At 61.7% G+C, this 26,483-nt stretch carries 14 protein-coding genes and 3 pseudogenes; 7 read left to right on the top strand and 10 right to left on the bottom strand.

What is annotated here, in order from left to right; all coding sequences use genetic code 11:
* Nucleotides 1-17 precede the first annotated feature (17 nt).
* Nucleotides 18-4,382, top strand: coding sequence for an outer membrane protein assembly factor BamB family protein (locus GORHZ_RS29355; protein WP_006329203.1), 4,365 nt, complete (start codon nt 18-20; stop codon nt 4,380-4,382).
* Nucleotides 4,383-4,694: 312 nt separating this feature from the next.
* On the opposite strand, the gene GORHZ_RS00435 is transcribed toward GORHZ_RS29355, so the two are convergent.
* Both GORHZ_RS00435 and GORHZ_RS00440 read right to left on the bottom strand, forming a co-directional pair.
* Nucleotides 4,695-4,985: an Lsr2 family DNA-binding protein gene (locus tag GORHZ_RS00435; protein WP_006329208.1), complete on the bottom strand. Its 291-nt coding sequence runs from the start codon at nt 4,983-4,985 to the stop codon at nt 4,695-4,697.
* Nucleotides 4,986-5,272: 287 nt separating this feature from the next.
* Nucleotides 5,273-6,043 carry a hypothetical protein gene (locus tag GORHZ_RS00440; protein WP_006329213.1) on the bottom strand — a complete coding sequence of 257 codons (771 nt, stop codon included), beginning with the start codon at nt 6,041-6,043 and terminating at the stop codon, nt 5,273-5,275.
* 125 nt (nt 6,044-6,168) lie between these two features.
* Here GORHZ_RS00440 and GORHZ_RS30655 point away from each other — a divergent pair, with 125 nt between their 5' ends.
* Nucleotides 6,169-7,227, top strand: coding sequence for a hypothetical protein (locus GORHZ_RS30655; protein WP_006329214.1), 1,059 nt, complete (start codon nt 6,169-6,171; stop codon nt 7,225-7,227).
* A 478-nt stretch (nt 7,228-7,705) separates the two neighbouring features.
* Here the strand turns inward: GORHZ_RS30655 and GORHZ_RS32335 are convergent.
* A pseudogene (locus tag GORHZ_RS32335) lies at nt 7,706-7,873 on the bottom strand (IS1634 family transposase); the annotation flags it as partial.
* Between the two features lie 94 nt (nt 7,874-7,967).
* On the opposite strand from GORHZ_RS32335, the gene GORHZ_RS00455 reads away from it, so the two are divergent.
* Together GORHZ_RS00455 and GORHZ_RS00460 are read left to right on the top strand one after the other, a co-directional pair.
* A complete protein-coding gene (locus tag GORHZ_RS00455; RefSeq protein WP_006329218.1) occupies nt 7,968-8,285 on the top strand; it encodes a transposase in 318 nt (105 codons plus the stop codon).
* The gene (locus tag GORHZ_RS00460) at nt 8,282-9,172 is read left to right on the top strand and encodes an IS3 family transposase (RefSeq protein WP_006329219.1); all 891 of its coding nucleotides are present in this window, start codon (nt 8,282-8,284) and stop codon (nt 9,170-9,172) included. Before GORHZ_RS00455 ends, GORHZ_RS00460 begins: the two co-directional genes overlap by 4 nt.
* A 260-nt stretch (nt 9,173-9,432) precedes the next feature.
* On the opposite strand, the gene GORHZ_RS00465 is transcribed toward GORHZ_RS00460, so the two are convergent.
* The 3 genes and pseudogenes from GORHZ_RS00465 to ltrA form a co-directional block, all read right to left on the bottom strand.
* Entirely contained in the window at nt 9,433-9,852 is a 420-nt protein-coding gene (locus GORHZ_RS00465; RefSeq protein ID WP_085948683.1) for a hypothetical protein, read from the bottom strand.
* A 1-nt stretch (nt 9,853) separates the two neighbouring features.
* Nucleotides 9,854-10,753, bottom strand: a pseudogene (locus GORHZ_RS00470) (IS1634 family transposase); the annotation flags it as partial.
* A gap of 105 nt (nt 10,754-10,858) precedes the next feature.
* On the bottom strand, nt 10,859-12,307 hold the full coding sequence (gene ltrA, locus GORHZ_RS00475; RefSeq protein WP_157204996.1) for a group II intron reverse transcriptase/maturase: 1,449 nt from the start codon (nt 12,305-12,307) through the stop codon (nt 10,859-10,861).
* Between the two features lie 1,214 nt (nt 12,308-13,521).
* Here ltrA and GORHZ_RS00480 point away from each other — a divergent pair.
* The gene (locus GORHZ_RS00480; protein WP_006329227.1) at nt 13,522-16,386 is read left to right on the top strand and encodes an NACHT domain-containing protein; all 2,865 of its coding nucleotides are present in this window, start codon (nt 13,522-13,524) and stop codon (nt 16,384-16,386) included.
* A gap of 387 nt (nt 16,387-16,773) precedes the next feature.
* Nucleotides 16,774-21,702, top strand: coding sequence for a DEAD/DEAH box helicase (locus GORHZ_RS00485; protein WP_006329236.1), 4,929 nt, complete (start codon nt 16,774-16,776; stop codon nt 21,700-21,702).
* A gap of 284 nt (nt 21,703-21,986) precedes the next feature.
* On the opposite strand, the gene GORHZ_RS30665 is transcribed toward GORHZ_RS00485, so the two are convergent.
* Nucleotides 21,987-22,202, bottom strand: coding sequence for a hypothetical protein (locus GORHZ_RS30665; protein WP_006329237.1), 216 nt, complete (start codon nt 22,200-22,202; stop codon nt 21,987-21,989).
* A gap of 433 nt (nt 22,203-22,635) precedes the next feature.
* A complete protein-coding gene (locus tag GORHZ_RS30670; RefSeq protein ID WP_006329239.1) occupies nt 22,636-22,827 on the bottom strand; it encodes a hypothetical protein in 192 nt (63 codons plus the stop codon).
* A 620-nt stretch (nt 22,828-23,447) separates the two neighbouring features.
* Here GORHZ_RS30670 and GORHZ_RS32370 point away from each other — a divergent pair.
* A pseudogene (locus GORHZ_RS32370) lies at nt 23,448-23,516 on the top strand (DUF8462 domain-containing protein); the annotation flags it as partial.
* A 111-nt stretch (nt 23,517-23,627) separates the two neighbouring features.
* Here GORHZ_RS32370 and GORHZ_RS00490 read toward each other — a convergent pair.
* Nucleotides 23,628-24,614: a hypothetical protein gene (locus tag GORHZ_RS00490; RefSeq protein ID WP_006329241.1), complete on the bottom strand. Its 987-nt coding sequence runs from the start codon at nt 24,612-24,614 to the stop codon at nt 23,628-23,630.
* Between the two features lie 717 nt (nt 24,615-25,331).
* A partial coding sequence (locus GORHZ_RS31355; protein ID WP_217998296.1) for a hypothetical protein occupies nt 25,332-26,483 on the bottom strand: 1,152 nt, incomplete at its 5' end.

The raw sequence follows: 26,483 nt of genomic DNA on the forward strand, positions 1-26,483 counted from the left end.
GTCTTAGGCGCCAGCTGGTGACCATCGCCGCACGGGATTACCCGGACGAGTCCAAAGAGTTTCCGGGGCGGATCGATAGTCAAGTATCGGTACTGGTTAAGTGGCTGACCGATCCTGCCCTCGGTGAACGGGCATTCGAGCTTCAGGGTGTTAACCCGGTCACGAGAGACGACATTGACGATTTCGTCCGAAAGACTCGGCTTCGCCACCTCGGCCCTGCGGATGTGGTGGTTGTTTACGTAACAGGACATGGCCGGGAGGGGCGAGGTGGACAGCATTTCCTGTTGCTCGGCGACACTGATGAGCAACAGATAGGCACAACCGCTTACCGCACGTCGACATTACTCGAGGCGGTGTTGGGCACCGATGCCGAACACGTGCTGGTCATCGTTGACTCCTGCCAGGCGGGCGCCTTGGATGCCGAATGGGCAGTCCTGCGCAAGAATCTTCCCCAGGCTCGTCGTAAGCTGTCGACCTTGGGGGTGCTGGCGAGCGCGGACTTCGACAAGAGCCCGCGGGTCGGAGAGTTCACGACGCTGATGAGCCTGGTGCACGACCGCCTGCGCGGACCTGCCCAGATCGTCAAACCGTTCCTGACCTTCGCGGATTTGGTGACCGAGATCGGCGCCGTCCTCCGTACCGACGGTGGTCGCGCCTTGGAAGAGCCGCTGTGGGTGTGGTTGCCGGGTCTATTCGAGCAGAGCCAGTGTCTTCCGAACCCGGGATACCAGCGTCAGATCGCGCTCGTCGAATCGCCCCTCGAACAGGTTGCGGTCACGGCTTCGGAACTGGATGACTACTGGGTGTCGAGGGCCAGTGGCCGCGTCGGACCCGACGACGATGCTTGGCACTTTGCGGGGCGTAAGGACCTGAATACGTCGGTGATGTCATTTCTGCGATCTGATGACCAAGTGTTGGTGATCACCGGCGTCGCTGGGTCTGGAAAATCCGCAGTACTCGCCCGGGCAGTCACGCTGTCTGATCCCGACTTCGTCACGGCGCATCCCGACATTGTCGACGGTGTCGATCCGGCCACGAGACCTCCAACAGGCACCATTAATGCGGCAATCCTGGCTCGCGGCAAGAGTTCTACCCACATTCTCACCGACGTGGTCGTCGCACTCGGTGGCAGCGTGGGCGCCGGCACGGACCGAGCGCTGGAGATCCTACGCGAGCTGGTGACGGCGTCAGGTGTGGAGCGGACCGTGGTAATCGACGGTCTGGACGAGGCGCTGCACCCAGATCGGCTCGTCACCGATGTCCTCGCCCCTCTGATCAGTCTGCGACACCCGCACACGAGGATGCCGTTGGTGCGGCTTGTTCTCGGGTTGCGTAGCGCCAAGCCGACGCCGGATGCGGCCTTGGCCGGGGACATCGGGCACGCGTTGCTCGACCAACTCCGCCGCGCGACGGACTTGGTGCCCGTTCGGGTGGAGCGCACCGACGAAGAACCGTCGGTGTCCACCGATATCGAAGCATATGTGACGGCGCTGCTGCGGCGCGAAGGCCCGTACACCCACGCCGACACTGCGGTGGTCGCAGCGGCGGCAGCCACGGTGGCCAAAAGGGTGGCGCCGTCGTTTCTCGACGCCCGGCTGGCCGGGCAACGACTCCGCGCCGCCAGTACTCACCAGGACCTGCACGACCCGGCGTGGTTAGGCACCCTCGCCGAGGGGACGGTAGCACTGTTTCGGGACGATCTGGCAGACGTCGCCACGGCGGCCGACCGTTCGGTGATGGAGATCCTCGCGGTGTTGAGAGCGGCAGCGTTCGGATTGGGGCGAGGGTTGTCGTGGTCACAGGTGTGGGCCGCAGTCGCCGAGGCCATCCTGGGCCGCGCGGTCCTCGATGTGGACACGCTTATCGCCGCCGTTCTTGCCAGTCGGCTGAGTGGGTACCTTTCCCAGGATGTTGAGGACGGGCGCGTGGTGCATCGGCCCAGCCACGAGCGCATTGCTGAGACGCTCCGCGATGAAGCCGAAACCCTGCTCGCGACAGCCTCCGATGCGTTCCTCGCGGCGGATCATTTGCGCCTAAGCGAGGATGCGGTGCATGTGCACCGGCGCATCACGGTCGCACTTTCTGGTCTAGGGGGGGCGATTCCGCCGCATCCGTACGTGCGTCGGTACCTTGTCGAGCACGCCGCCCGGGGCGGTGTGCTCGACGACGACCACATACCGCCGGAGTTCCTGCCATGGGAGTTGGGGTCGCGCGTGCGGGGTCTGCTCGGACTGCCGCCTCCACCGGAGCTCGCGAACGGGCCACTCACGGTGTGGGCGCGAGTCGAGCCGTTTCTGCACGACGCGGACCCAATGACGCGCCGTATCAGCCACGTGTTTGCCTGCGAGGCAGCAAAGTTGGAGACACACGAAATTGCCGTGGGCCTGCCGTTGCGACCTCTCTGGGCACACTGGCGTCTCCCCCGTGGGAACATACTGGATGCGGCCACTGCTCGGCCAGTGTTGTGCACGGTCACCCTTCGCAGTGGGCGCGTCCTCCTCGCCATTGGTGGCTCTGACGCTGTTCGCATGTGGGACCCGCAATCCGGAACTCCTACCGGTCATCCGATGCCGATCAAAGGCGTGTCAGCAATGGCGGTCGTACGTTCGCCGGATGGGCGGGTACTGCTGGCCGCTGTCTGCGGTCGCCACGGCATTTCCATATGGGACGCTGAGACCAGTCAGCGGGTGCGCACTCTACAGTCTGAAACTCATTCGATGGCGGTCGCGGTACCCACGTCAGAGGGGCGGACACTGCTGGCCACCGCCAGCTATCGCGCGATATCGATGTGGGATCCGGCAACCGGACAACTGATTTGGGAATTCGACACCAGAATCGACTTCGGAGGGTTGAGCGGGGCGCTGGCAGGAGTCGGTGCGCCGGAGGGGCAGATGCTGTTCATAGAGGCACTGGCGGCAGTCCCCGCGCCGGATGGGCGAACGCTGCTGGTCGTCGGCCATTCCGGCGGCGTGTCGATAAGGGATCCTGACACCGGAAAACTGCTGCCCACCCCCACGAAAGAACCCCATCCGCTGATGGCCTCCTTGTCCGGTTTCGCCTCGAGCCTCGACCTATACAGAAGGCCAAGTCTTACAACTGAAAACTATGTGAAGGCATTGGCCGCGGTACCCACGTCAGATGGGCGAGTACTCCTGGCCATCGCTAGTGAAACTGGGGTCTCCATTTGGGACGCCGAGACCGGTCAACGGGTGCGCACCCTCAGGGTCAAAGGTCATCCGCCAACAACGCTAGCTGCAATTCCCATGTCAGGGGGACGAGCGCTCCTGGCCGCCCCCACCAACCAAGGAGTTTCCGTATGGGACCCCGAGACCGGGCGGCTATGCAGCACTCTTCCGGCCGGCCAGCATACCTCGGCATTGGCGGCGATGGCGACTTCAGATGGCCGAGCCTTGCTGGCCACTGGCGGCGGCAAAGTATCGATATGGGATACCAAGTCCACTGCACCTGCAGCGGAATTCGACGGCGTCAGTAGCGCAACGGCGTTGGCTGCAATGCCCACGTTAGCCGGCCGATCGATACTGGCCGTTGGCCGCCGCGACCACAGGGTTTCGATATGGGACGCCGAGACTGGTCGGCAGGTGCGGACCCTCAAGACCAGACATGGGTACACATTGGTTGCGGTACCCACGTCAGATGGGCGCGCGCTGCTGGCCACCACCAACGACCACGATGGAGTATCCGTGTGGGACGCCGAGACCGGTCAGCGGGTGCAAACCATCACGACCAAAGGCCCAGCGAAGCATCTAGCGGCAGTACCCACGTCAGATGGGCAGATGCTGCTGGCTATTGGCCAGGGCGGCGGTGTGTCAGTATGGGATCCCGGGGTGGGGCAGCAGGTGTGGGATCACTACATCGAAATAGGCGGGATGGAGGCGTTGGCGGTGATCTCCGCACCGCATCGGCGCGCACTGCTTGTCATTGGCGACACAGACGGGGTGGCGGTGGCGGACCTCGAGACCGGGCGGCAGGTGCGAACCATCACGACCGGAGCGCAACCGAGGCATCTAGCGGCGGTATCCACCTCAGGTGGGCGAATGTTGCTGGCCATCGCCGGCTATCCCGGGATTTCTATATGGGACGCGGAGACGGGCGAGCTTGTGCATACCCTCACGACGAGCCCGGGGTTGGCGATCGCTGCGCTACCGATGCCAGATGGGCGGACCCTGCTGGCCACCGCCAGCCAGGTCGACGACGGCAAGATATCGATATGGGACCCGGATCTGGGCATTTGCTTGGTCTCCTTGGTTACAGGAGGCTCTGTCACAGCCCTCGAGCCGGTCATTGCTGCCACTGGAATGGGATTGGTGTTTTGCGGGGACAGGGGGGTCGCTCATCTCTCGCTTGGCACGCTCCTGCTGTGACTCACCTGTAGCTTGCCTACCTCAGACCTTCTCATCCCGATGAACACCAGTCTGAGTTGAGTCGGTCCAAAGCCTTCATCCCTCGACCCGTGGGGTAGCGAGAGTGGCCGATGCTATGACGTGTCTCGAATACGACCGTTTTCAGGACACATTGATTGTGCAACGCTCCTCTTGCGCGTTGGGCGTCTCGAAACTCATGTCCATAATCATCCTGTGTAACTCGCGATGTCGGTGCGTTACTGAGACACTCCTTTCAGTTGACGTAACGGGTCATTATCGGGCGTCTGCTGGCATGGCCATGATCCGTCGGTGTCAGGCTGAGTTGTGGGCGGCTTCGAATGCCTCGACGATGTCGCCGGGAATGCAACCTCGGTCGCTGACGCGGAATCCGTTGGTGCGTGCCCAGTCCCGTATCGCACGTTTCTGTTCGGTGGAGGTCGGTCCACTGCCGGCGGCCGGGACTCGAGTGGTCTTCGGTGGTGTCGCGTGGCTGTAGGGGACTGACCGGGACACCTCGAGGTAGGTCAGCAGGTCGGTGCGGAATGCGGCGCGCTGCGGTGTCGTGTCGAACTCGTAGGTGGTGTCGCCGATGCCGAAGTGCACGGTTTCGTAGCTGGACAGGACCTTGCCGTCGAAGTCGGGTCACTTCAACGATTTCTTCGATGGCCATTCCTCCGTCGCCGGACGATCGAGCGGCAGCGCGAGTCGTACGGACGGGTATTGGGGAACGGAATATCGCGAAGGTATCCACTGCGAACAGCAAAGAGTTGAGGTTTCACGAGCTCACGTCGTACCTTCGCTACCTCCACGCGCAGCCTCCTGGACGGATGATCCGACGTGATGCCGTGCGAGATTGAAGTCTCCACCGGACTCCGCCCGGGAGCTGAGCGCTACTTGGGCACGATGACGATCCCGAGATCGTCGGGTGGTGTCCAGTCACTAGTTGTGCAACCCGGTCCGATCAGTCGCAGCTTCGGGTGGTCCCAGAACCCGCCCACCGCGATCGCGGTGGTCTCGCCGAGGACGGTACATCCAGTGTTGGCGGTGAACTTTTTTTGATCTTCAGCCGTCGGTGGCATGTGGGGCATATGGATGGTGACCGAGGTTGGCTTGGTGATCTCTTCTGGGCTGGTTGGCGCTGTGGCAATAGAGACAAAAGAGACAACCAGACCTATGATGATCACTAGGAGACAGATAATGTAACCGATGCTGAACTTGCGGAATTCCTTCCGGGTATTTTCCGCCTCAGACAGCTCAATGATCCGCTGAGTGGTGGTTGTGAGAGCGTTATACTCCGCGGCGGTGGCGTCGCTTGCTGCCTTTGCCTCTGCCCGCGTGAAGTCGTCTGACGCGGGGAACAGCGGGAGTCCGACGGCATGCTTGCTGAATGCATCCGAGAACCATCCAGCTTGGCTTTTCAGGTCGGACCATTTGTCGGCCTCCGCTAAGAGTACGTTGCGGCACAAAAAGACGATCACCCCAACCGCGAGCAGGGTGCAGATCAGTCCAATGGTCGCTAGCAGGTGCTCACAGATCCAAGTTGTGACCCCCACAGTCTGGATCGCGCTGCCTTGACTAGCAACGGCTAGCACAAGCGTGATGATGATTGTGATGGGAACGAAGGTCATGAGCCACTTGGCCGTTTCGGCTTCTTTCGGCATGGGCACAGCGCAACCACCTTGTTGTTACCGACACTTGTCGGTAGAATAGCTAGCCAGCGGTTGCAGCGAGGGCAATCGATGAACTCCCCGCCCACGAAAGCACGGAGCAACAGGAAGGCCCAAGCATGTCTGCTACCAAACAGGGATACACGGTCCTGCCAGCGGTCCTGCCAGTCTCAGCACTGAAAGCGCAGGCTACAGCTATATTTGGGGCCCTTGAGGTCGGCAGGGTCATCTATGTTTCCAAATATGGACAGATCGTGGCCGCGTTCCGCCCGTACGCACTTGTTCCCGGGGACGTCGCGGCGCTACGTTCGTCGCCGAATCTGGATCTAGCCACCCTCAGCGCCAGCAACTTTTCTCGCGAAGGCTTGTCTCGTCAGATTGCGGCCGCGGAGGCTGGACTGCCATGTATCGTCGAAAAGGACGGTCACGTCTACGGAATGCTGACACCTGCAAGAGCACCCCGCCCGGAGGTAGTACCTACCCCTGTAGCTGTCAGCGCCGTGGCGGAGGCAATCCTTGAGTACCATCAACGCAACCCGCAAGCATCGATCGATGACGCTATGAAGTTCGCGGACAGCCTTGGTGCTGGTGATGAGGATGGGAACGGAGCTTCACAACCAGCGACGCAAGCAATAGCCGAGTCGGACCACGACAGCTCCGTGATGGTCAACGGCGGCACGGCAGTCTTGGATGTCAATCGCGAGAATGTGGCTACGGACGCTGCAGGTACGGACGAGGTTGGAGCATCGGCGCAGGCATGGCCGAGAGTAGCTGCTAGTTTCGAAGCAAACGGTAGCGTGGACAGCGAGCTTGACGATTGGCGCACGAAGGGCTCTGACGTTGAAGACACGGTGCGGGACGCGTTCAAGATTCTTGGCGAGGCCGTCGCGGCGGGCCGCGCCGTCGACGTCCATGGCGATGTGTCGGGCCGTCTCATGGAGTTGGGGATTCACAAAGACCCGAAGCAGCGGTTAACGGTGCTGATGGGAGAACAGCTGGAGTCCACCGATCCGGTCGAGGCCCGCGCGAAATATGTTCAAGCGCTTCTGACGGACGTACCGCGGTTGGATGTCGGGGTGATGTGGCGGCTAGGTAATCTTGCCCGCCACGCAGACAATCCCGCCGAAGCGGCCCGCTGGTTCAGGCTGGCGTTTGCCTGTGGCTCCATCTCGGGGTGACCGCCGACGCACATCAGGGGTCAGGGTACTTGCCGGCGTAGAGGTCGGCGCGGTCAAAGGGCCGTACGGCGACGCAGCAGTTGAAGAGCTGCCATGTCCCGTTTTGGCGGACATCGGTCAGCAAGGACGGCGTTCCACGTCCGTCCCACTCGCCGAGGCTGCCGTTGTCTGTCCGAGACCACAAGTCGACGACAAAGCTTGCTTTTGCATTGGGGTCCTCGTCATGCGCAGTGATCCGCGAATATATGGGACTTTCCGAGATTGGCTGGAGGTGCAGCTCAACATAGTCAGGCTGGGCGGGGTGACCGTCGATGAGTTCACTAACTAGACGGGCGAGAGCCGGTGAACCCATCGACAAAGTGTTGGCATAGTGCTCAGATGGTTTACGCGGCACATTCCCCGGAACCACATTACTTCCCACTCGACTAAGTCTAGGCAACATCGTCGGGTCTAACCATGAAACCCTGACTTTTGTCAATTAGTGCGTATCATCGCGGATCGCGTTGAGTGCGTCTTGGAGTTCGTCGGGGATTAGATCGGCGGCGGTGGCGGTTTGCTGGCCGGCCTGGATGCTGACGGTGCGGTAGCGGCGGGCGGTGGTGACGAATTTCTCGATCGACCAGCCGGTGCGGGCCTCGATGACGCGGGCGGTTTTCGCAGGTGGCCGAGGAGTGAGGTTCCCCAGTTTCAGTGGACACCCGAGATAGCGGGGCGAGGGGTCCTGCTGGAAGGATGTCACCATGTCCAGGACGCGTCGGTCGTTCACACCTGAGTTCAAGGTGGAGGCTGCTCGTCGGGTGATCGACGGCGGCCGGCCGATCACTGAGATCGCACGTGAGTTGAACGTGCATGAGAACCTGTTGGGTAAATGGGTTCGTGCCGAACGACTTCGTGACGGTGTCATCGACCAGGTGCGTGACGCCCCGCCGGATGGCGAGCTCTCGGGCAGCGAGCGCGCGGAGTTGACCCGGCTGCGTGCGGAGCTCGCCGAGAAGGATCGGGACATCGCGTTCCTGAAAAAAGTATCGGCGTACTTTGCGGCGCAACAACATCGGTGAGCAAGTTCGAGCTCATCGCCGCGGAGTGCGCCGACCACGACATCTCGAAACTGGCTGCGTTGCTGGGTGTTTCACGGTCCGGGTTCTATGCTTGGGCGACTCGGCAACGCCGCACCGAACCGACGGCACGTCAGCTGTGGCGTCGGGATCTCGAGGTCAAGATCGCCGCGCACTGGAAGGCATCGCAACGCACCTACGGCTCGCCGCGGATCACCGCTGACCTGCACGCCGAAGGCGTGGCGGTCTCGGAGAACACCGTGGCCAAGATCATGGCCGAGATGGGCATCGAGGGCATCAGCCCACGCACGTTCAAGACCACCACGCAGGTCGATCCGAACGCGTCGTTCCCGCCCGATCGGGTGGGCCGCCAGTTCGACCAGGGCCGCATCAACGCCGTCTGGACGTCGGACATCACGTACTTGACCTGCGGGGAAGGTGATGTGTACCTGTGCGCGATCCGCGATGAGCACTCGCGCCGAATCCTGGGCTGGGCGGTCGCCGACCACATGCGCACCGAGCTTGTCGTGGCCGCCGTCGATGCCGCGGTGCACACCCGTGGCGGGTCGGTGGCCGGCACCGTGATGCACAGCGACCGAGGCAGCCAGTTCACCAGCCACGACATGGCTGCCGCGTGCTCCAAGCACGGCCTCAAACGCTCTATGGGCGCGACCGGGGTGTGCTGGGACAACGCCGGCGCGGAGTCGCTGTGGTCGACGGTCAAGCACGAATACTACAAGCGCCACGCCTTCGATACGATCGCGAATCTGACTGCAGGACTTGACAATTACATTCGAATCTACAATCATGACAGGAGACACACGGCGTTGGGAATGATCTCACCTATCCACTTCGAGATCGCCGAACAGGCAAGCCAACAATCAAGCTAAACGTGTCCACTTTTTCGGGGGAGCCCCAGAGGTCGAGTCTCATGTTGATGTCACTGAGTCTCATCTAAGATGTCAAAGTCTCAATTAGCTTGTCATCCGACAGGGTTACGATGATCGATGTCCGTGGTTCCGGGGTTGGTGTCATACCCTTGTGCCATAGGGGACTGAGTTGACGTAAGTGAGGAATATCGGCCGCCACACCAGGTCGCCCGGCTCATCCCAGGTCATGCGTTTGGTGCGGTTCCGGATCGCCAGCACCATCAGCGCCAGCAGCACGGGTCCGAGGACCCGGACAGCGAAGTCCACGAGGTGGTGGCCCGGTGAGGGTGACCCTGGACAGGCCGGCTGGCCCGGACCAGGGCGACGGCTTCCTGCGCGGCGAACAACCACGCCCGCGCAAGCGATAGCCCCTGCGGGGGCGGCGCGGTCGAGATGATGGCACCGGGCTGCAGGTTCACCGACGTGGGTGTGCCGGTGGTGGTGAGTCGTGCCCACGCGTGATTGGTGAAACACCAGCCGGCCACCACGATCACGGCGGTGAGCGCGACGAACGCCCGCCAGGCGCGCAGCCCGTACCCTGCCACCAACCAGTACCCGGTCAGCAGGCACCGTTCCACCGACCACGCTGGCGCGGCCAGTCGCCGCATTTCCATCTCGCCGTAGTACCCGACTTGGCTCAAATTAGTGTCCACCCCGGATCGCGGTGATCGCGGCCTGTAAATCGGCGGGGATCGGGTCGGCGGCGTTGATGGTGTGCTCGCCGGCCTTGACGGTGATGGCCCGGTAGCGGCGGGTGGTGGTGACGAACTTTCTGATCGACCAACCGGTGCGGGTCTCGATGACCCGGGTGATCGCGAGGGCGGCGAAGACGATGCTCAGGTGCGCCTCGATGGAGTCGCGCAGCCGATGGTAGATCGGGCGGGCGGCCAGGTCGTGTTTGGACATCCGGAAGCTCTGCTCGATCTTCCACAGGTTGTGGTAGGTACCGATCACGAATTCCGCTGTGGGAGAACCGATATTGGTGGCGTAGGCTTTCCACCCGGCCAACGTGCGGGCCTTGGCCTCCAACTCCCGGTTCACACTCTTGTCGGCACCTTTGAGGGTGACGAACCGGTTGCGTTTGACCGGGATCTTCCCGTCCACGGCCTTTTCGGCCTTCGCGATCTGTTCGTCGATCCCCCGCAGGCTGCGCCGGGCCCGGTCGGCGCTGTAGGCGTAGTAGACGACCTGATCGCGGCGATGCCGCGTCTTGGCGTTGGCCGGCCACCGCTGGGTCAGCACCAGCCCATCCGGCGGGGTCTGACCGGGATGATCGGTGTGCCATTGGCTGATCAGGTACGGGATGGTGGGGATCTTGTCACCGAGGATGAACGACAGTCCGGCGGCTTCAATCGCTTCCTTGTTGGCCGCCGAGATCATCCCCGCATCGGCGACCACGGTGACATCCTCCAGTTGGTGGGCGTCCATGAACTTTCGGAGGGTGGGCATCATGGTCGCGGACTCGGCCTTGTTGCCCTCGAATGCCTCGATCTGCAACGGAAACCCGGCCGCATCGGTCAGCAGGTGGGAGTCGACCACGGGCGCGGTGTCCACCTTGCGGTGGGTCCGTTTCCCGTGGCTGCTCCTCCGAACCTGGCGTGCCAGTTTCCCGGCACCAGGCTCTCCCCGAGGAAACGTCGGGAGTCGCTACGCGGTCCACGGGGTGGGGATCTGATTACCGCGGTACGCGTGCCGCTGGATGCGGATACGTGCCGGATGATCAAGAAGCCATCCCTCCGCGGACGGCCACCACGGGTCGTCCACGTAGTAGGTCCGCTTGATCCAGTGGGCGCCCCGTTGTGGGTGCTTCGCACAGAGCCAGCGCCATGCCCGCCACCACAGATAGCGGTCGATGTCGCGGAATGCGCGTTTGGATGCACCAGTACGGAAGTAGTTCGCCCAGCCGCGCGTGACCCGGTTCAATTCCAGGATCACGAGCATCGGATCGCGTTCGGTGATCTGTCTGTTGGTGAGCGCCTTGATCTTTGCCTTCACTGAAAGCATCGCTTTGTGCGAAGGGTAGGAGTAGACGTATCGCCGGTTGCTTCCCCATTGGGTATGCCGCTGGATGCGGAACCCGAGGAAATCGAAACCCTGGTCGATATGGACGGTGTGTGTCTTGTCCACTGCCAGCTGCAGCCCCATCGTCGCCAGCACGTCCTCGATCTCGTCACGCACGGCGTGCAGATGCGAGTCGGTGCCATGGACGAGCACGACGAAATCATCCGCATAGCGGACGAGGCGATAGGACGCCCCGCCCTTCTTGCGATGCCACCATCGTGCCGAGGCTGTGTCGCCCTGCGCGACCCATTTCGCATCGAAATGCTCATCGAGCACGCTCAAAGCGATATTGGCGAGCAGTGGCGACAGAATCCCGCCCTGCGGTGTTCCGGCGGGAGTGTCGCGGACGAACCCGTCACTCGCGAGGACTCCGGCCTTCAGGAACGACCGCACCAGCGCCACGATCCGTTTGTCCTTGATCCGATCGCGCACCCTGCCCAGCAGAGCGGTGTGCGAGATCTCGTCGAAGCACGCGTGGATGTCACCTTCGAACACCCGCACGTAGCCGTTATGGGCGTGCATGCGGATGTCCTCGATGGCGTCGTGAGCGCGTCGGCCGGGCCGAAACCCGTAGCTCGAGGACGAGAACCCCGCCTCGAAAATGGGTTCCAGCACGAGTTTGAGTGCGGCCTGGACCACACGGTCAGCGACCGTGGGAATACCCAGAGCGCGCAGCTTTCCACTCGCTTTCGGGATCATCACCCGCCGCACCGGGAGCGGAGCGAACGTCCCTGATCTCACCTGCTTACGCAGGTCGTTCAGGAACGCTTCGACCCCGCCTGACAGCGCTTCGATCTGCGACGCCACGCGCCTGTCGATGCCCGCGCTGCGCGCCCCGGTGTTGGTGCGCACCCGCGTCCATGCCGTGAGCAGGAACGCCGGGTCGCAGACCAGGTTGAACAGATCATCGAAGCGACGACCGGCATCGGCCGTCGCCCATCGGTGCAGTTTGGTTTGAATCCCCACTACCCGGTCGGCCGCCTCAGCGGGCGTGCCTGTCCAGGCGCCGATATTCACCGACGCATCTTGTGGCATGACCATATCCGTGCTGCGTTCCTCGCTGTGGCCCTTCCCCATGTGGACGGCTCTCCCGTCCTCGGAGTACTACGGCCACTCCGCCCCGAGCCGGCCCGATCAGCGGGCAGTGCGCCTTGCCCGTGCTGGGCATCGGGTGATGCTCCACCACGGGCCGAACCGACCCGGTTCCCATGTTCACTGTGTCTCGGTCGTCGAGTGAGGCACCCAGCTCAGCCCCGACGGTCCCCGCCCCCCACGCAGAAAAAGACGAGAGACGGGCTGCCCGAACGAACGGCTTCCGCCCAGGCGGAGACAGCGCCTATTGGATGAGCGCCGCCCGCACCGTAATACCGGCCCAGATCCGCCAGATTTCGAGCCGGGTAATCCTAACGGGGGATCACACACTGGTTTCTTGCGTATACCTTCTCGACTCGCTCGCCGGACCCGCACCATCTGGCAGTGCTGGCACGTCCCGACTTTGTCAGGGCCCATGATTTATATTGTGAGTAAACCACTACTTTACATAATCATTATTATCGGCGTAGTTACCTATCGAGTTCGAAAACAGATGAATACTCGAGACGAGTGCTAAAACCCGCTGACCAGCAATCATTGTCCATCGCCGAACTGGCCGGAGGCGCCTTATGGCCGGGCTGCCGTAACGATGACGTGCAGACATGTTGAGATCATTCATCTAATGAATGGGATCTACGCGCCGATGCACCCGTACGCGGCGATTGGGTGTCCGTCCGGTTCCCGCACTTCAGCGCGTCTACTAGGTTCGATATTCGTCACAGTGACGTTTCTCACTGCGGTGTATTTACCTGTTGAACAGGTCATCTGGCGGTTCCTGCCGTTGGATCCGAGTGTGGTCGTCCGCCGGGACCGAGACGTGCCTTGGAAATGCCGTGGCCCGACGGGGGTATCCGCGCACGTCTATTCATTAGATGAATGCAAGCGCTGCGCTCTGACAAACTATCGACGATCCTGCTGAATCGCAGTCCTGTCGTGTTCAACCCGAAGAGATCCTTCTAAGTTCAGTGACGATGTTGCGGCCATTCAACAACTGGCTGCGCGACGAATGCCTCACCGCAGCTACGGGCCCAGCTGCTCGAGGCCCAGCGTGGTCATCTCTCCGATTTCAAGGGACGACCAAATCGATCGAACTCAATGCCTATTACCAGCGCGCGTTGCGGCGGGGTCAAGAGCTGTGACGCGGTACGTTTTTCTTCATGGCGAGCGACTGGGCGTTCGAAGAGTTGGCGCCGCGTGCTTTTGAGCAGCTGGCGGTCGCCCTGGCCACCTCACTGATCGGGCCTGAGGTCAACGTCTATGGCTCTGGCAAGGACGGCGGGCGGGAAGCCACTTACACCGGGGTCATCGAGTGGCCAGAAATCGCAGACGGTGCTGCTGGGCCGAATGAGCGGTGGACCGGGTACACCGTGGTACAGGCCAAGCAGCGCGAGCGCGTCGGCCCACCTGATCAGGACCTGGTGTGGCTGAAAGGGCAGATCCGCGAAGAACTAGATGCTTGGGCCACGGGGACCCGGAGCCGCCTACCGAACAACCTGCTGTTCGTGACGAACGCCCGATTGTCGGCCGTCGACGAATCCGGTGGAGTCGATCAAATCGGGCGGTACGCCACGGGCAGGCTTGATGAAACCGGCATTGGTGATGACGGCAAGCCCACAGCATCGCTCAGAACCCAGGGACTCCGCAACGTCTTCGTGTGGCACCGTGACACCCTCAATGCTTTCGTTTCTGGCAACACCGCGATACGTGACGCATTCCCAGCCCTGCTGACAGTCGGAGACCTACTCACACGGTTGGCCGCACTCCCCGGATTGATAGAGCCTGAACACCTTGCACCGCTGCTTGTCGACCATGCCCAGAGCACCATCCGTCAAGAGCAATGGCTTCGATTTGATGAAGCCGGCGACACCCCCGAAACACGCCATCGCATCGACGACGCCATCGTCGATCTCCCCGCCCGCCACGACGGCCGCCGACTCCGGTCCCTTCTCACTCGCGTGATCCTCCGGGCCGACCAGATCACCCGCCCATCGGTATGGGAATCTCCTAACCCACGCCACCTCGTCATCACCGGAGCACCGGGAAACGGCAAAAGTACAGCAGTACAGTATATTACCCAAGTATACCGGGCACAATTCGTCCGCCACGAGGCGAATCAAGCGGGAGTCATCGAACTCGTCAACCGTACGGAAGGATCACTCGAACGCATCAACGTGTCCGCACCCAAGAATCCACGATGGCCCCTCCGCGTAGACCTCGCCACCATGGCCAACGAGATGGGCCCTGCAGGAGGCCCTAACATCAAGCGTTGGCTCGCCAGCCTCGTCACCGACAACACCGAGCTCACAATAGAGCCAGCCTCTCTGAGCCGATGGATCGCGGCGTGGCCGACGCTGCTGATCTTCGACGGCTTCGACGAGGTCACCATGCCCCAGCTTCGCCACCGCGTCGTCGACGAAATCAGCAGCCTCCTCGAGTGGGCCGACACTGTCGACGCTGACCTGTTGATGATCATCACCACCCGCCGCACAGGCTACACCGAACAAATCCTGCCTGAGCACTTCGACCAGATCGACCTGGCCGACTTCACCACCGCCGAGGCCATCCAGTACGCCCGCCACATTACCGCGCAGCGCCTCAATGACGATGCAGCACACCGCACTCACGTGCTTGCTCGCTTCGACGACGCCGTCACCAATCCCGCCATCGAACGACTACTCAAAACACCGTTACAGGTGCTGATCCTCACCATCATCCTCGGCGGCTCCGGCGCGCTACCCACAACCCGGTACCTACTCTTCTGGACCTACTTCGAGACCGTCTTCAAACGCGAGGCGAACAAGAACACCACCAACAGAGCGTTCTTTCGCGACCGCAAAGCAGCAATCATCGAGCTGCACCAAATCGTCGGCGGGATACTCCAAACCCGCTGCGAGACCACCGAAGAGGTCGTTGCCAAGATGCCTCGCAATGAGCTTTCGCAGCTAGCCGGACAGTACATGCGCGACGCCGGTCACGACGACACGGACGTGGCCTCGTTCGCCGCGAAGATCTTCGACGTCGCCACACAGCGGCTCGTTCTCCTCACCGCAGACGAAGACGACACTGTCTCGTTCGACGTGCGTAGTCTGCAGGAGCTAATGGCCGGGTGCCGCATGATCGATGGGGACGACAACGAGATCCGCGCAAACCTGGAGGCGGCAGCGTTAAGCCCACATTGGCGCAATGCGTGGCTCTTCGCGGCCGGCAAACTCGCCACCGACGGTCGCCATCGTCGTGAGATGCTCATCGACATCGTCGAGCATTGTGACGACACACCCAGCTGGCCAGCCTGGCTATGCCCAGCCGGTCCCGAACTCGCTGCTTACCTCCTTGAGGACGGTTTGGTCGCCGATAGGCCCAACGACCAAACCCGCCTAATCGACGTCGCGCTGCGTAGCCTCGACGGCCCTTTACCTCGAGAACCCCAGACGCTCGCCAACGCACTAGAGATCACCGCGTCCAGACGCCAACTTGACAGCCAACGCATACGCAACGCAATAGCCAAAGCGCAAGCCTCCACCGGGGAACGACAGGGAATCGCACGACTCCTCATGCATTACGGCCAATACGGATCGAGCCGGATTCCGGGAAGCTACACCGACGCAGACCTCCAGCGCGCCGCCGATATCTGGCAATACCGGCTACCAACAGCTGACCACCTAGGCCAAGTCTCAGTTGCCGACCTCATTCGGCCTGCACTCGACGATCTCAGCGCAGCCGTCGCACCACAAGATGCAGCCCCGGCTCACGAAGCTATGAGCGACCTATCGACACTCATGCTCACCCGTACACGCTGCGGGGATCTTTGGCCAATAACCACCACACACGCAGGAGACGCGCCCCTCGTCGACGCCGCACTCGCAAACCCGGAATCCGCTGAACTGCTGAGACTATGCCTCGGCTCGCTCAGCCCCCAGGAATGGACGGCCTCAGCAATGGTCGCGCGCCTCATCGGGACAACCAGAGCCCGCCGAACCGTTGGCCACCTACTCACCACACGCTTGCCAGTCCCGCCCCCTTAGCTGGCAACGCGCTCGCCTCTATTAACTGAGTAACTGGGGACTGTCCGAGATGGCTTCGTCACTCGTGCGTGTTACGGGAAGACAAGCGCGGTAGCACAAGAGCGCGACCCTTGGGCTACCGGGTCAGCCGAGCTGACTGTGGAACTGCGAGTCAAGTCCTGCCAACTCGCGCTTCGCACCACGTTGGGGAGTTCCGTTCTCTCAAGATGGAAAGATGGCGAGCATCTGCCTCTAGGTCTAGGGCCCATTTAGCAACCAGCGGCACGAGCACCGACTCCGCCGGCGGCACCGGTCGCTCGTCCGGATACAGCTCGCGGGCATGCGTCGCTGTGTCGCCGTTGGATAGGCTCCGACAAGCCGGCTGTTCGTTGAGAGGTGGAGGGCGATGTGGGTTCGATCCATCAGGTGATCGAGGCGTTCCGTCAGGCCCCGTCGAACTCTGAGCGGGGTACGAAGTTCGAGAAGCTGATGGTGCGCTATTTCGAACTCGACCCGACGATGTCCCAGCAGTACGACCAGGTGTGGCGGTGGATCGACTGGCCCGACCGGGCCGGCAAACCCGACACGGGTATCGATCTGGTAGCCCGCACGCGTGACACCGGTGCGTTGACGGCGATCCAGTGCAAGTTCTACGAACCGACGACCACCCTCGCCAAAGACGACATTGATTCGTTCTTCACCGCGTCCGGCAAGAAGCCGTTCACCAACCGGATCATCATCTCCACCACCGACAAATGGGGACGTAACGCCGAAGACGCCCTCGACGGGCAGACCATCCCGGTGCAGCGCATCGGGATGGCCGAGATCGCCGAGTCCCCCATCGACTGGGACATCGCCTGGCCACAAGGAGAACTCCAGGTCGATCTGTCCGAAGCCAAGCGCCATGAACCCCGACCACACCAGCAGGCCGCGATCGACGACGTCTTCGCCGAGTTCGGTCGCGGTCTTGACCGCGGCCAGATGATCATGGCCTGCGGAACCGGAAAAACCTTCACCGCCCTCAAGATCGCTGAACGCACCGTCGAGGACAATCACGGCTCGGCCCGCATCCTGTTCTGCGTTCCGTCAATCTCGCTGCTGTCGCAAACACTGCGGGAGTGGACCGCGCAAACCCAACTTGATCTGCGCGCGTTCGGCGTGTGCTCGGATACCAAGGTGGCCCGGGCCGCCGAGGACGTCGCGGCCCACGACCTTGCGATCCCGGTCACCACCGACGGCGCCACCCTGGCCGCCGAACTCGCCCATCGCAAACGTGCCAAAGGACTGACGGTGGTCTTCACCACCTACCAGTCACTCCCCGCGATCGCCAAGGCCCAAGAATTGGGGGTCGACCCCTTCGATCTGATCATCTGCGACGAAGCCCACCGCACCACCGGCGTCACCCTCGCCGGTGAGGACGCCTCGAACTTCGTCCTCGTCCACAACAACGACACCATCAAGGGCCACCGCCGGCTGTACATGACCGCCACACCACGCCTCTACAGCGAGGACACCAAAACCCACGCCGCCGAACACTCGGCCGAACTGGCGTCGATGGACGACGAGATGGTGTTCGGACCGGTCTTCCACCGGCTCACATTCGGACAGGCCGTCGACCAAGGGCTACTCACCGACTACCGCGTCCTGGTGCTCACCGTCGACGAATCAGTGATGAGCGGACGGCTGCAGAAAGAGTTGGCCGGCGACTTCAACGAACTCGACCTCGACGACGCCTCGAAGATCATCGGCTGCTGGAACGGCCTGGCCAAACGCTCCGGCACCACCCCGGGCGGCGAGCAGGGCTTCACCCCCGGCGAGCGGCCCATGCAGCGCGCGGTGGCGTTCGCCCGCGACATCGCCGACTCCAAACACCTCGCCACCGTCTTTCCCGCCGTCGTCGAGTCCTACCAGGACCTCCTTACCGACAGCGAAACCGAAGGCCACCAGATCGACACCACCAACCGCGACCTCACCTGCGACATCAAGCACGTCGACGGCACCTTCAACGCGCTCCGACGCAACGAAGCCCTCTCCTGGCTCAAAGCCCCGGTACCCGAAGACGAGTGCCGCATCCTCACCAACGCCCGCTGCCTCTCCGAAGGCGTCGACGTCCCCGCACTCGACGCCGTCCTGTTCCTGCAGCCCCGCAACTCCATCGTCGACGTCGTCCAGTCCGTCGGCCGCGTCATGCGCCGCGCCGAGGGCAAAGACTACGGCTACATCATCCTCCCCGTCGCCGTCCCCGCCGGCGTTTCCCCCTCAGCGGCCTTGAACGACAACAAGCGTTTCAAGGTTGTCTGGCAGGTCCTCAACGCCCTACGCGCCCACGACGACCGCTTCAACGCCATGGTCAACTCCATCGCACTGAACTCCACCACCGACGAGAAGAAGGGCAAAGGCACCACCAAACTCCTCGGCGCCCACCTCGGCCCGGTCACCGATCCCACACACGACGAATCACTTACCCGAGACGGCGAATCCGGAGTTGCCGCCGATGTGAGCATGGCGCAGCAGATGGCGCTTTTCGCCCTGTCGGAATGGCAGGAAGCGATCCTCGCGCGCATCGTCGACAAGGTCGGCACCCGCGTCTACTGGGAACAATGGGCCGAAGACGTCGCCGACATCGCCACCCGCCTCATCCAACGCATCAACGCCACCCTTACCCACGCAGATCCCCTAGTTGTGGAGGCGTTCGGCAAGTTCCTCCAAGGGCTGCGTGACAATCTCAACGACTCCATCGGGCAAGACGATGCGATCAGCATGCTCGCCCAGCACCTGATCACCAAACCCGTCTTCGATGCCCTGTTCGCCGGCCACGACTTCGCCTCACACAACCCTGTCTCGCGAGTCATGGAAACCATGATCGCCACCCTCGGCAGCGCGGGACTCGAGGCCGAAACCCGCGACCTCACCGGCTTCTACGACAGTGTCCGCCTCCGCGCTGAACAGGTCACCAGCGCCGAAGGTAAACAGCAGGTCATCGCCGAACTCTATGAGAAGTTCTTCAAGATCGGCTTCAAGAAACAAGCCGACGCCCTCGGCATCGTCTACACCCCTGTCCAAGTCGTCGACTGGATCCTGCACGCCGCCGACACCGTCTCTCGCGAACACTTCGGCCGCGGACTGACCGATGAGAACGTCCACATCCTCGATCCATTCACCGGTACCGGCACCTTCATCACGCGACTCATGCAGACCGGACTGGTGCATCCACACGACCTGGCCCGCAAATACGCAAACGAGTTGCACGCCAACGAGATCATGCTGCTCGCCTACTATGTGGCCGCGGTCAACATCGAATCCACCTACCACCCCCTCGCTGGCAAGACCGACGCCGGCGACTACCAACCTTTTCCTGGCATCGTTCTCGCCGACACTTTCCAGATCAGTGAAGCCGACGACTCGATGGACGCGGAAATGTTTCCCGCCAACAACGACCGCATCACCCGACAGCTCCAGACACCCATCAACGTCATCATCGGTAACCCGCCCTACTCCGTCGGCCAAGACAGCGCCAACGACAACAACGCGAACGTCAAGTACCCCAGCCTCGACCGCCACATCGAAAACACCTACGCCGCCCGATCCACCGCCACCAACAAGAACAGCCTTTACGATTCCTACATCCGCGCCTACCGATGGGCCACCAACCGCATCGGCGACCACGGCATTGTCGCCTTCGTCTCCAACGGCGGATGGATCGATGGCAACACCGCCGACGGCGTGCGCCTCACCCTCGCCGATGACTACAGCGCCATCTACGTCTACAACCTCCGCGGAAATCAACGCACCGCGGGAGAACTCAGCCGCAAGGAAGGCGGCAAGATCTTCGGAGCCGGAAGCCGCAATACCGTCGCGATCTTCATCGGTGTCAAGAACCCCTCACACACTGGGCCCGCCGCCATCCACTACCGCGACATCGGCGACTACCTCAGCCAAGACGACAAACTCCGCATTCTCGACGCCGATCCATTGCCCAGAATCGACTGGGTGACCATTACTCCGAACACCGCCGGAGACTGGATCAACCAACGAGACAGCAACTACAGCACCTACCCAGCCATCGGTGACAAGAAACCCAAACCCGGACAAACCGTTGTCTTTCAGACATTTTCAGCAGGGCTACAGACCAACCGAGATGCGTGGGTATACAACTACAGTCAGCAGGCGCTCGAAGAATCCGTGACACGGCTGATCGCCAACTACAACACCATCCTCGACCACTTCAAGGCCTACTGCGCACGCCAGAACATCACCAAACCCACTGAGGCCACGGTCACCGAATTCCTCAAAGACTCACCAGCCGCATCCGACGAATCGAAAATCAAGTGGTCACGAAGCCTGCGAGCACATGCTGCTCGGGACCGGGTGATCAAGGTGTCCGGTACAGGGTTCATCGACGGTACCTATCGACCCTTCAGCCGCGAGCACGTTTACTTCGACGCCTACCTCAACCACGAACGATCCCAGCTACCCAAGTTCTATCCGACACCACACCACAAGAACATTGGCATCGTCCTGACCGCCCCGGCGTCGCATTTTGAGTTCACACCGTTCATCACACGGCTGCTTCCCAATCTTCACACCTTGGATACGGGCCAGTTCTTCCCTCGTTACACCTACGACAAGCCCGCTCCCGGCGACGGCATGTTGGATTTCTCAGCCACATTGGAAGGTGTGGACGAGTGGGGCTACTGGCGCTCCGACAACATCACCGACACCATCCACTCCCTGTACAGTTCGACGCTCGGTGATGACATCCGCCGAGACGACATCTTCTACTTCGTATATGGCCTCCTGCATTCACCGTCTTACCGCAGCAAGTACGGAGCAGATCTGAAAAAGATGCTGCCCCGTATCCCAACACCCGAGTCACGCGTGGAGTTCGACACCTTCGCCGTCGCCGGCCGTAGACTTGCTGATCTGCACGCCGACTATCAGGACGTCGAACCGTACGAGCTGGACTACCAACTCAAGCAGGGCGTCGACCCCCAGGACCCCGAGACGTGGCGAGTCCAGAAGATCAAGTGGGCCAAGAAGAAAGACCCCGCAACCGGCAAGAACATCGACGACAAGACCACGATCATCTACAACGCCAAGGTCACCATCTCCGGGATCCCTGAAGACGCCGACCGCTACATGCTCGGCTCCCGATCAGCGCTCGGCTGGATCATCGACCGCTACCAAGTCAAGACCGACAAGGCCGCCCAGATCACCAACGACCCCAACGACTGGGGCGACGAACACGACAACCCCACCTACATCGCCGAGCTCATCGCGAAGATCACCACGGTCGCGGTCGAAACCATGAAGATCATCGACGCACTCCCCGGCTGATCGGGCAGAGTCGCCGACCTGACGTACTCCCCAGGTATCGGGTCGGCGGATCGCCGCAGGCCTTCCGGACAAGCCCGTTGAGCGGGTGCTGACACGCGGGGATGGGCAACCGATGATCTGCACCCACCACCGAAGGCAGAGTCGAACTCCTCGACTTCGGTATCGCCGGCACCCATATCCGCCGGCACGCCACCATTCATCGCCTCATCGACAGGCCTCATCGGCCTCGACTGACGTTCGTAGCCGCCCAGCGGACTCCGCAACCGCTGGGCGGCTACGAGATCTCATCCCGCTGCGTGAGCCCCGGGCGGGTCATCCGAGCCCGCTGCATCACGCAGCAGCCGGCGCCCCGCGTCCATCACCAGGACCGCCCCTGCCCACGGCAGCCACGCCGACGGCACCCCGGCCACCACCAGGGCCGTGATGATCAACAACGGAATCGACTCTCGCGGAGCCGCATCGAGGGCAGCAGAGAACCACGAAACACTATCAACGGACAACGAAACTCTCCTCAACTTCTCGGCGTGAATCGCCCGAGGAAAGGAAATGCCGCAATGGCAATCGCTGCGATGCTACTGTCGTACTTGTCGAAGGCACCTGACGGTGCATCGCGAACGCCCCCATCGGGCGGTCCATGTGACCCCCCGATGGGGGCGTTTGTGGGTATCCGGGCAAAAGCCGTCCCAGACCCGGCAACAACTCTATGCCACCGACCCGGCAATTTAGGTGCATCACAAGGGTGTGTGAATAACATTCGTGAAACTCGCAGGTCGCAGCCTATGCGCGATCGTGAACTCCGGCGTGTCCGGCGTGTCGTTCACAGACCCGCGAGTTCGAGAAGGAACAATGTCGGGAGGTGTTGTCGCTCAATCGATCTCAGTAAAATCCAAACGGTAACGGTGAGTTGCCCAGGACATAAGACTTAACGCTGTTCTACAGCAGCCAGATCTGATCGCGGAGTTCCTCGCTGATGTCGTCGAGCTCGTAGGCCACAGTCGGGGTGAAGCCCTTCGCAAGATGATCCAAGACGAACAACCACGATCCGCGCTGCCGCGACACCGAGCCCTCCCGCGACGCCCGGCGTGGACGTCCAGCCTGGACAACGAGCTTTTTCGTTGCGGTCACGCAGGCGTCGCTTGACGGGTTGGGCGAAGCCACGAAGTCGCGAGGTACAGCCAAGCTTGACGTCATCCGAACATATCGAGCACCACCAGCACCAAGCATCCGAGAGGGTCGCAAGGTGTCCTGCGCTGGGTGCCTGACGACGACGAGACGACGCCGCGGGTCAGGGAACGATTCAGATGTTCCTCCCGGATGTCGCTCATCGAGGCTTCTCGGTGTACTCGTCGAGGTGATGGGCGAACGACTGCTCGAACCGCGCCTGGGTGATTCCGGTCAACTGCTGAGACTATGCCTCGGCTCGCTCAGCAGTTCAGCGGATTCCGGTCAGCGCCACCGTCTGGTCGATGGTGCAGGCGCAAGTCTCGGTGTGAGCACAGGTACGGCCCGGCGACGGTGTCTGTCGACCCGGTGGCGAGGTAGTGGCGGGACGCGAGGTGCTGACAGCGAGTGCACACGTAGGCGTAGGGATGGTGGGTGGTCATGGAAGCTCCTCGAGTCGCTGGTGAGCAGAGGCAGGATGCTCGACTCTGACAGTGTCAGATCGCGACGGCGCCGTGTTTGCGCTTCTGTCCCCCAAGACGGCCGGCGTCGCTGTCGATTCCCCATAACGCCCCTTCCGGGCCGCACTCATCCGCAAAGGCATCGTGTACTCCCCCGAACACGGACGGATCAGCTTCACCGCGCCCGGCATGGCCGCCTTCATCGCCCGCCTGTTGGATGACACCCAGGCGAGACTAGTGACAGGTAGTTGGGACTGTTCGATATCTCCGTCACCGAATTCGCACCTTGGCTGTGTCAAAGCATCAAGTGCTCCGGGTTCGACGACGCGTGCCGATACGGTTGGGATCGTCAATCTCGACTGTGAAACCGTCGTGCTGTGTTGGGAGCACGAGGTCGACGGTGTTGGTCAGGATGATGTCGAGCGTTTGCGCAATTCGCCGGAGCCCTTCTCCGGCTGCATCTGTGGTTCTTGCTGTCAGACCGTCGCTGATCTTATGCCGGCGCCCGTGCCCGCCAACAGCACGACCGATGTGTTGGTTCGTCGCGTCGTAGATGTCTCGCGCGTTGCCGGATTCGGCGTCCACTCCGGTCACGTACTCATGTTCCTTGCGCCATCGGTGGAAGTTCTCCGCCCGGTTGCCCACTGCGACAACCCACTCTGACGATGCGACAAGGCTATCGAGTGCGTCGAGTGGGGCCGTATGGAGCTTTGGATCGAGGACGTTCCTGAGGCGCGTCACTGTCGCACCGTTGAGCGACAGCCAGGCACTGGGATCGTCTGTAGCGAACGGGACGTATATAGGCCCCAGGGGGCGCAGTTTCTCAACTCTATCGAGGGCAGCTTGAGCAGTAGGAGAGGTCCTCGCCACTCGCACGACGAAGTTGGCGAGCCGGTGCCCGACGCTGACGACATTATCTATCGCACCGTCGGCGAGATAGCGCTGCGCGAGGGCCATACCGGCGGGCTCTGTATCGGCGCCAATGGCTCGTTGGTGCCATACAGCCTCGACGTAGGCCGCACTACCGAGCATGAGCGACTCGGCCATTGATCCCGCGAGCGCGCACGTTTCGCGCCATTGGCTGCGTCTGAGTTCTGCGAACGTATCCGGTTCAAAGTCGTTGCGGCTGTACTTCCATGCGCGGACGCAGACGCGGTGCACTTCATCGACGCCGAGTTCGGCGAGCCCTGGGCGAGTGCTGGTGTCCCCTTCGTGAGCACCGATGTGCATCAGCCGAGACCACGCCGCGACTCCTCGCGCGTCGTCCTCATCGCTGTAGCCGTCGAGCATCTTCCCTCCTCATGGCTCGGTGGGCGAAGGTTATCTTGCAGGCGCGGCAGTGCCAAACGATCTGAGACAGCCCACCGAAGCGGCCGTCGAGCCAGCCCGGTGACACCTGGCGCGGAACTGGTTCTGCACATCCCGGTCTGCTCGGTGGTGTCGCGCTCCCAGATACACGTCACTGGGTCTCAGCTCCCACGGGCACGACCTCAGCTTTACGTAATCCCAGTGGATCGGTGACGCCACGCCAGTGCCGCCAACGCTGAGGTGGTGTGCCGTGCCAGCACTTCGTAGCGGTTACCCAGGATCGTCAGCGGCGGTGATGATCCACCACAAGATGGCCACGAAGATCAGCACGAGAACGACACCGCAGACCACTGCTGCCCAGCTCCCCACTGTCGGGCCTGCTATCACCCCTCTGATTCCTCGGCAGGCCAATAGCCACGGCCCACCAGGACCGCCAACGAGAATCAGGACCGCCAGGACGAGGGCCATGTCGTCGATCGCCTCCTGCGACAGGCGTCGCCGCCGGCGGGTTCTCAGACATCGTGCTCCTCATTATCGATGTCTCTACGGTTTTGGGGGAACCTCACGCCGACGGTGCGGTCACCTTGTCGTGTCGAGCGCGGTAACGAGCTCGGGATGAATGGGGGCACGCGTTCGTCGAGATCCAGGCGCAGCGCGTTTCGAAAATCGTCGACCAGATCGGGCGGAATGCAAATTGAATTAATCGTACCCTTGCAGCGCTCGCTCGATCGCTGCGCCAGCGAAAGCGAATGCCGCTCCAAGCATCAATCCGGACACGAAGAGGATATTCGACTCGCCACGCTTATCGCTCAAGTCTGTGATAGTCCAAGTCGGAGATACGCGGCTCGTGCTCAGCCAAGATAACTGCGACGGTCCAACCGTCTCCGGGACCGCACCGTCTAGCTGCTTGCGAGACGATAATACACCGGAGCGACAGTCTTCTTGTTCAGATTCAAAAACAATCGAAACGTCGACGGCAGAGGGTGGATACCACTTAGTTTCAGGTTGACCGGAGATTACTACCGATTCAACTTCGACAGGAGAATATGAACGGAAAACCCGTATCGTAAAATTGTTGGGCGCGCCGCCCACCATAGGAAGTCCGCCGATCGTCAACGAGCCGGAAGTTTCCTGCAGACGTGCTGCAAGCCTGCCCGAGATCGGCACAGGCGGAATGCCAGAGCCGTTAGCACGACCCAACTCGCCGGCACGTACCACCACTTCACTGCGCTCGCCCGAGTAACCGCTCATGTGATACTGATAGCTACGCGCTTCAGTACTGACGAACGCGTCGTTGAGTACAACTGCCGCCTTCTCGTCCAACCTAGCTGACGACGACTCCGATAGCTGAAAGGCGTGTATATAAGAATTCGGTGGAATCATTGGAATCGCGATACGCTGTCTGTCCCTCTTTCTGAGCGCGGGCCACTTAGCGACTGTCGCTTCGTCCACTCCGCCAGAACCTGAAAATACCGCAAGATAGCTTCCATTCCGAAGTATATCAGTTTCCTCCGCTGAGAGCTGGAAGTGTCCGTCCGGTCTGAAGCATGCATTGATTCTCAGATGCGAATTGGGGGAGTCGGAATAGATTAGGATGCCACCAGAATTGTCAGTGGAACGCGGTAACGGGAATGGTGGATTCGCATTCCTATACGCGATGAGCCCTCCCATAAGCAGTGCACCACTGACTGAAATCAGGACAATTATGGCCCGCAGGCGCCGCCACCCGATCCACCTTGCTGTTCGTTGTATCAACGTTTGAATGGTATTGCCGACTTGCGCGGTAATTATCCTTGTGCGGCGCATCAAAGTGACACCGCACCGCCATACGAAATACCACCACTGACGGAT

The organism is Gordonia rhizosphera NBRC 16068 (genome assembly GCF_000298195.1).
Classification (GTDB): domain Bacteria; phylum Actinomycetota; class Actinomycetes; order Mycobacteriales; family Mycobacteriaceae; genus Gordonia; species Gordonia rhizosphera.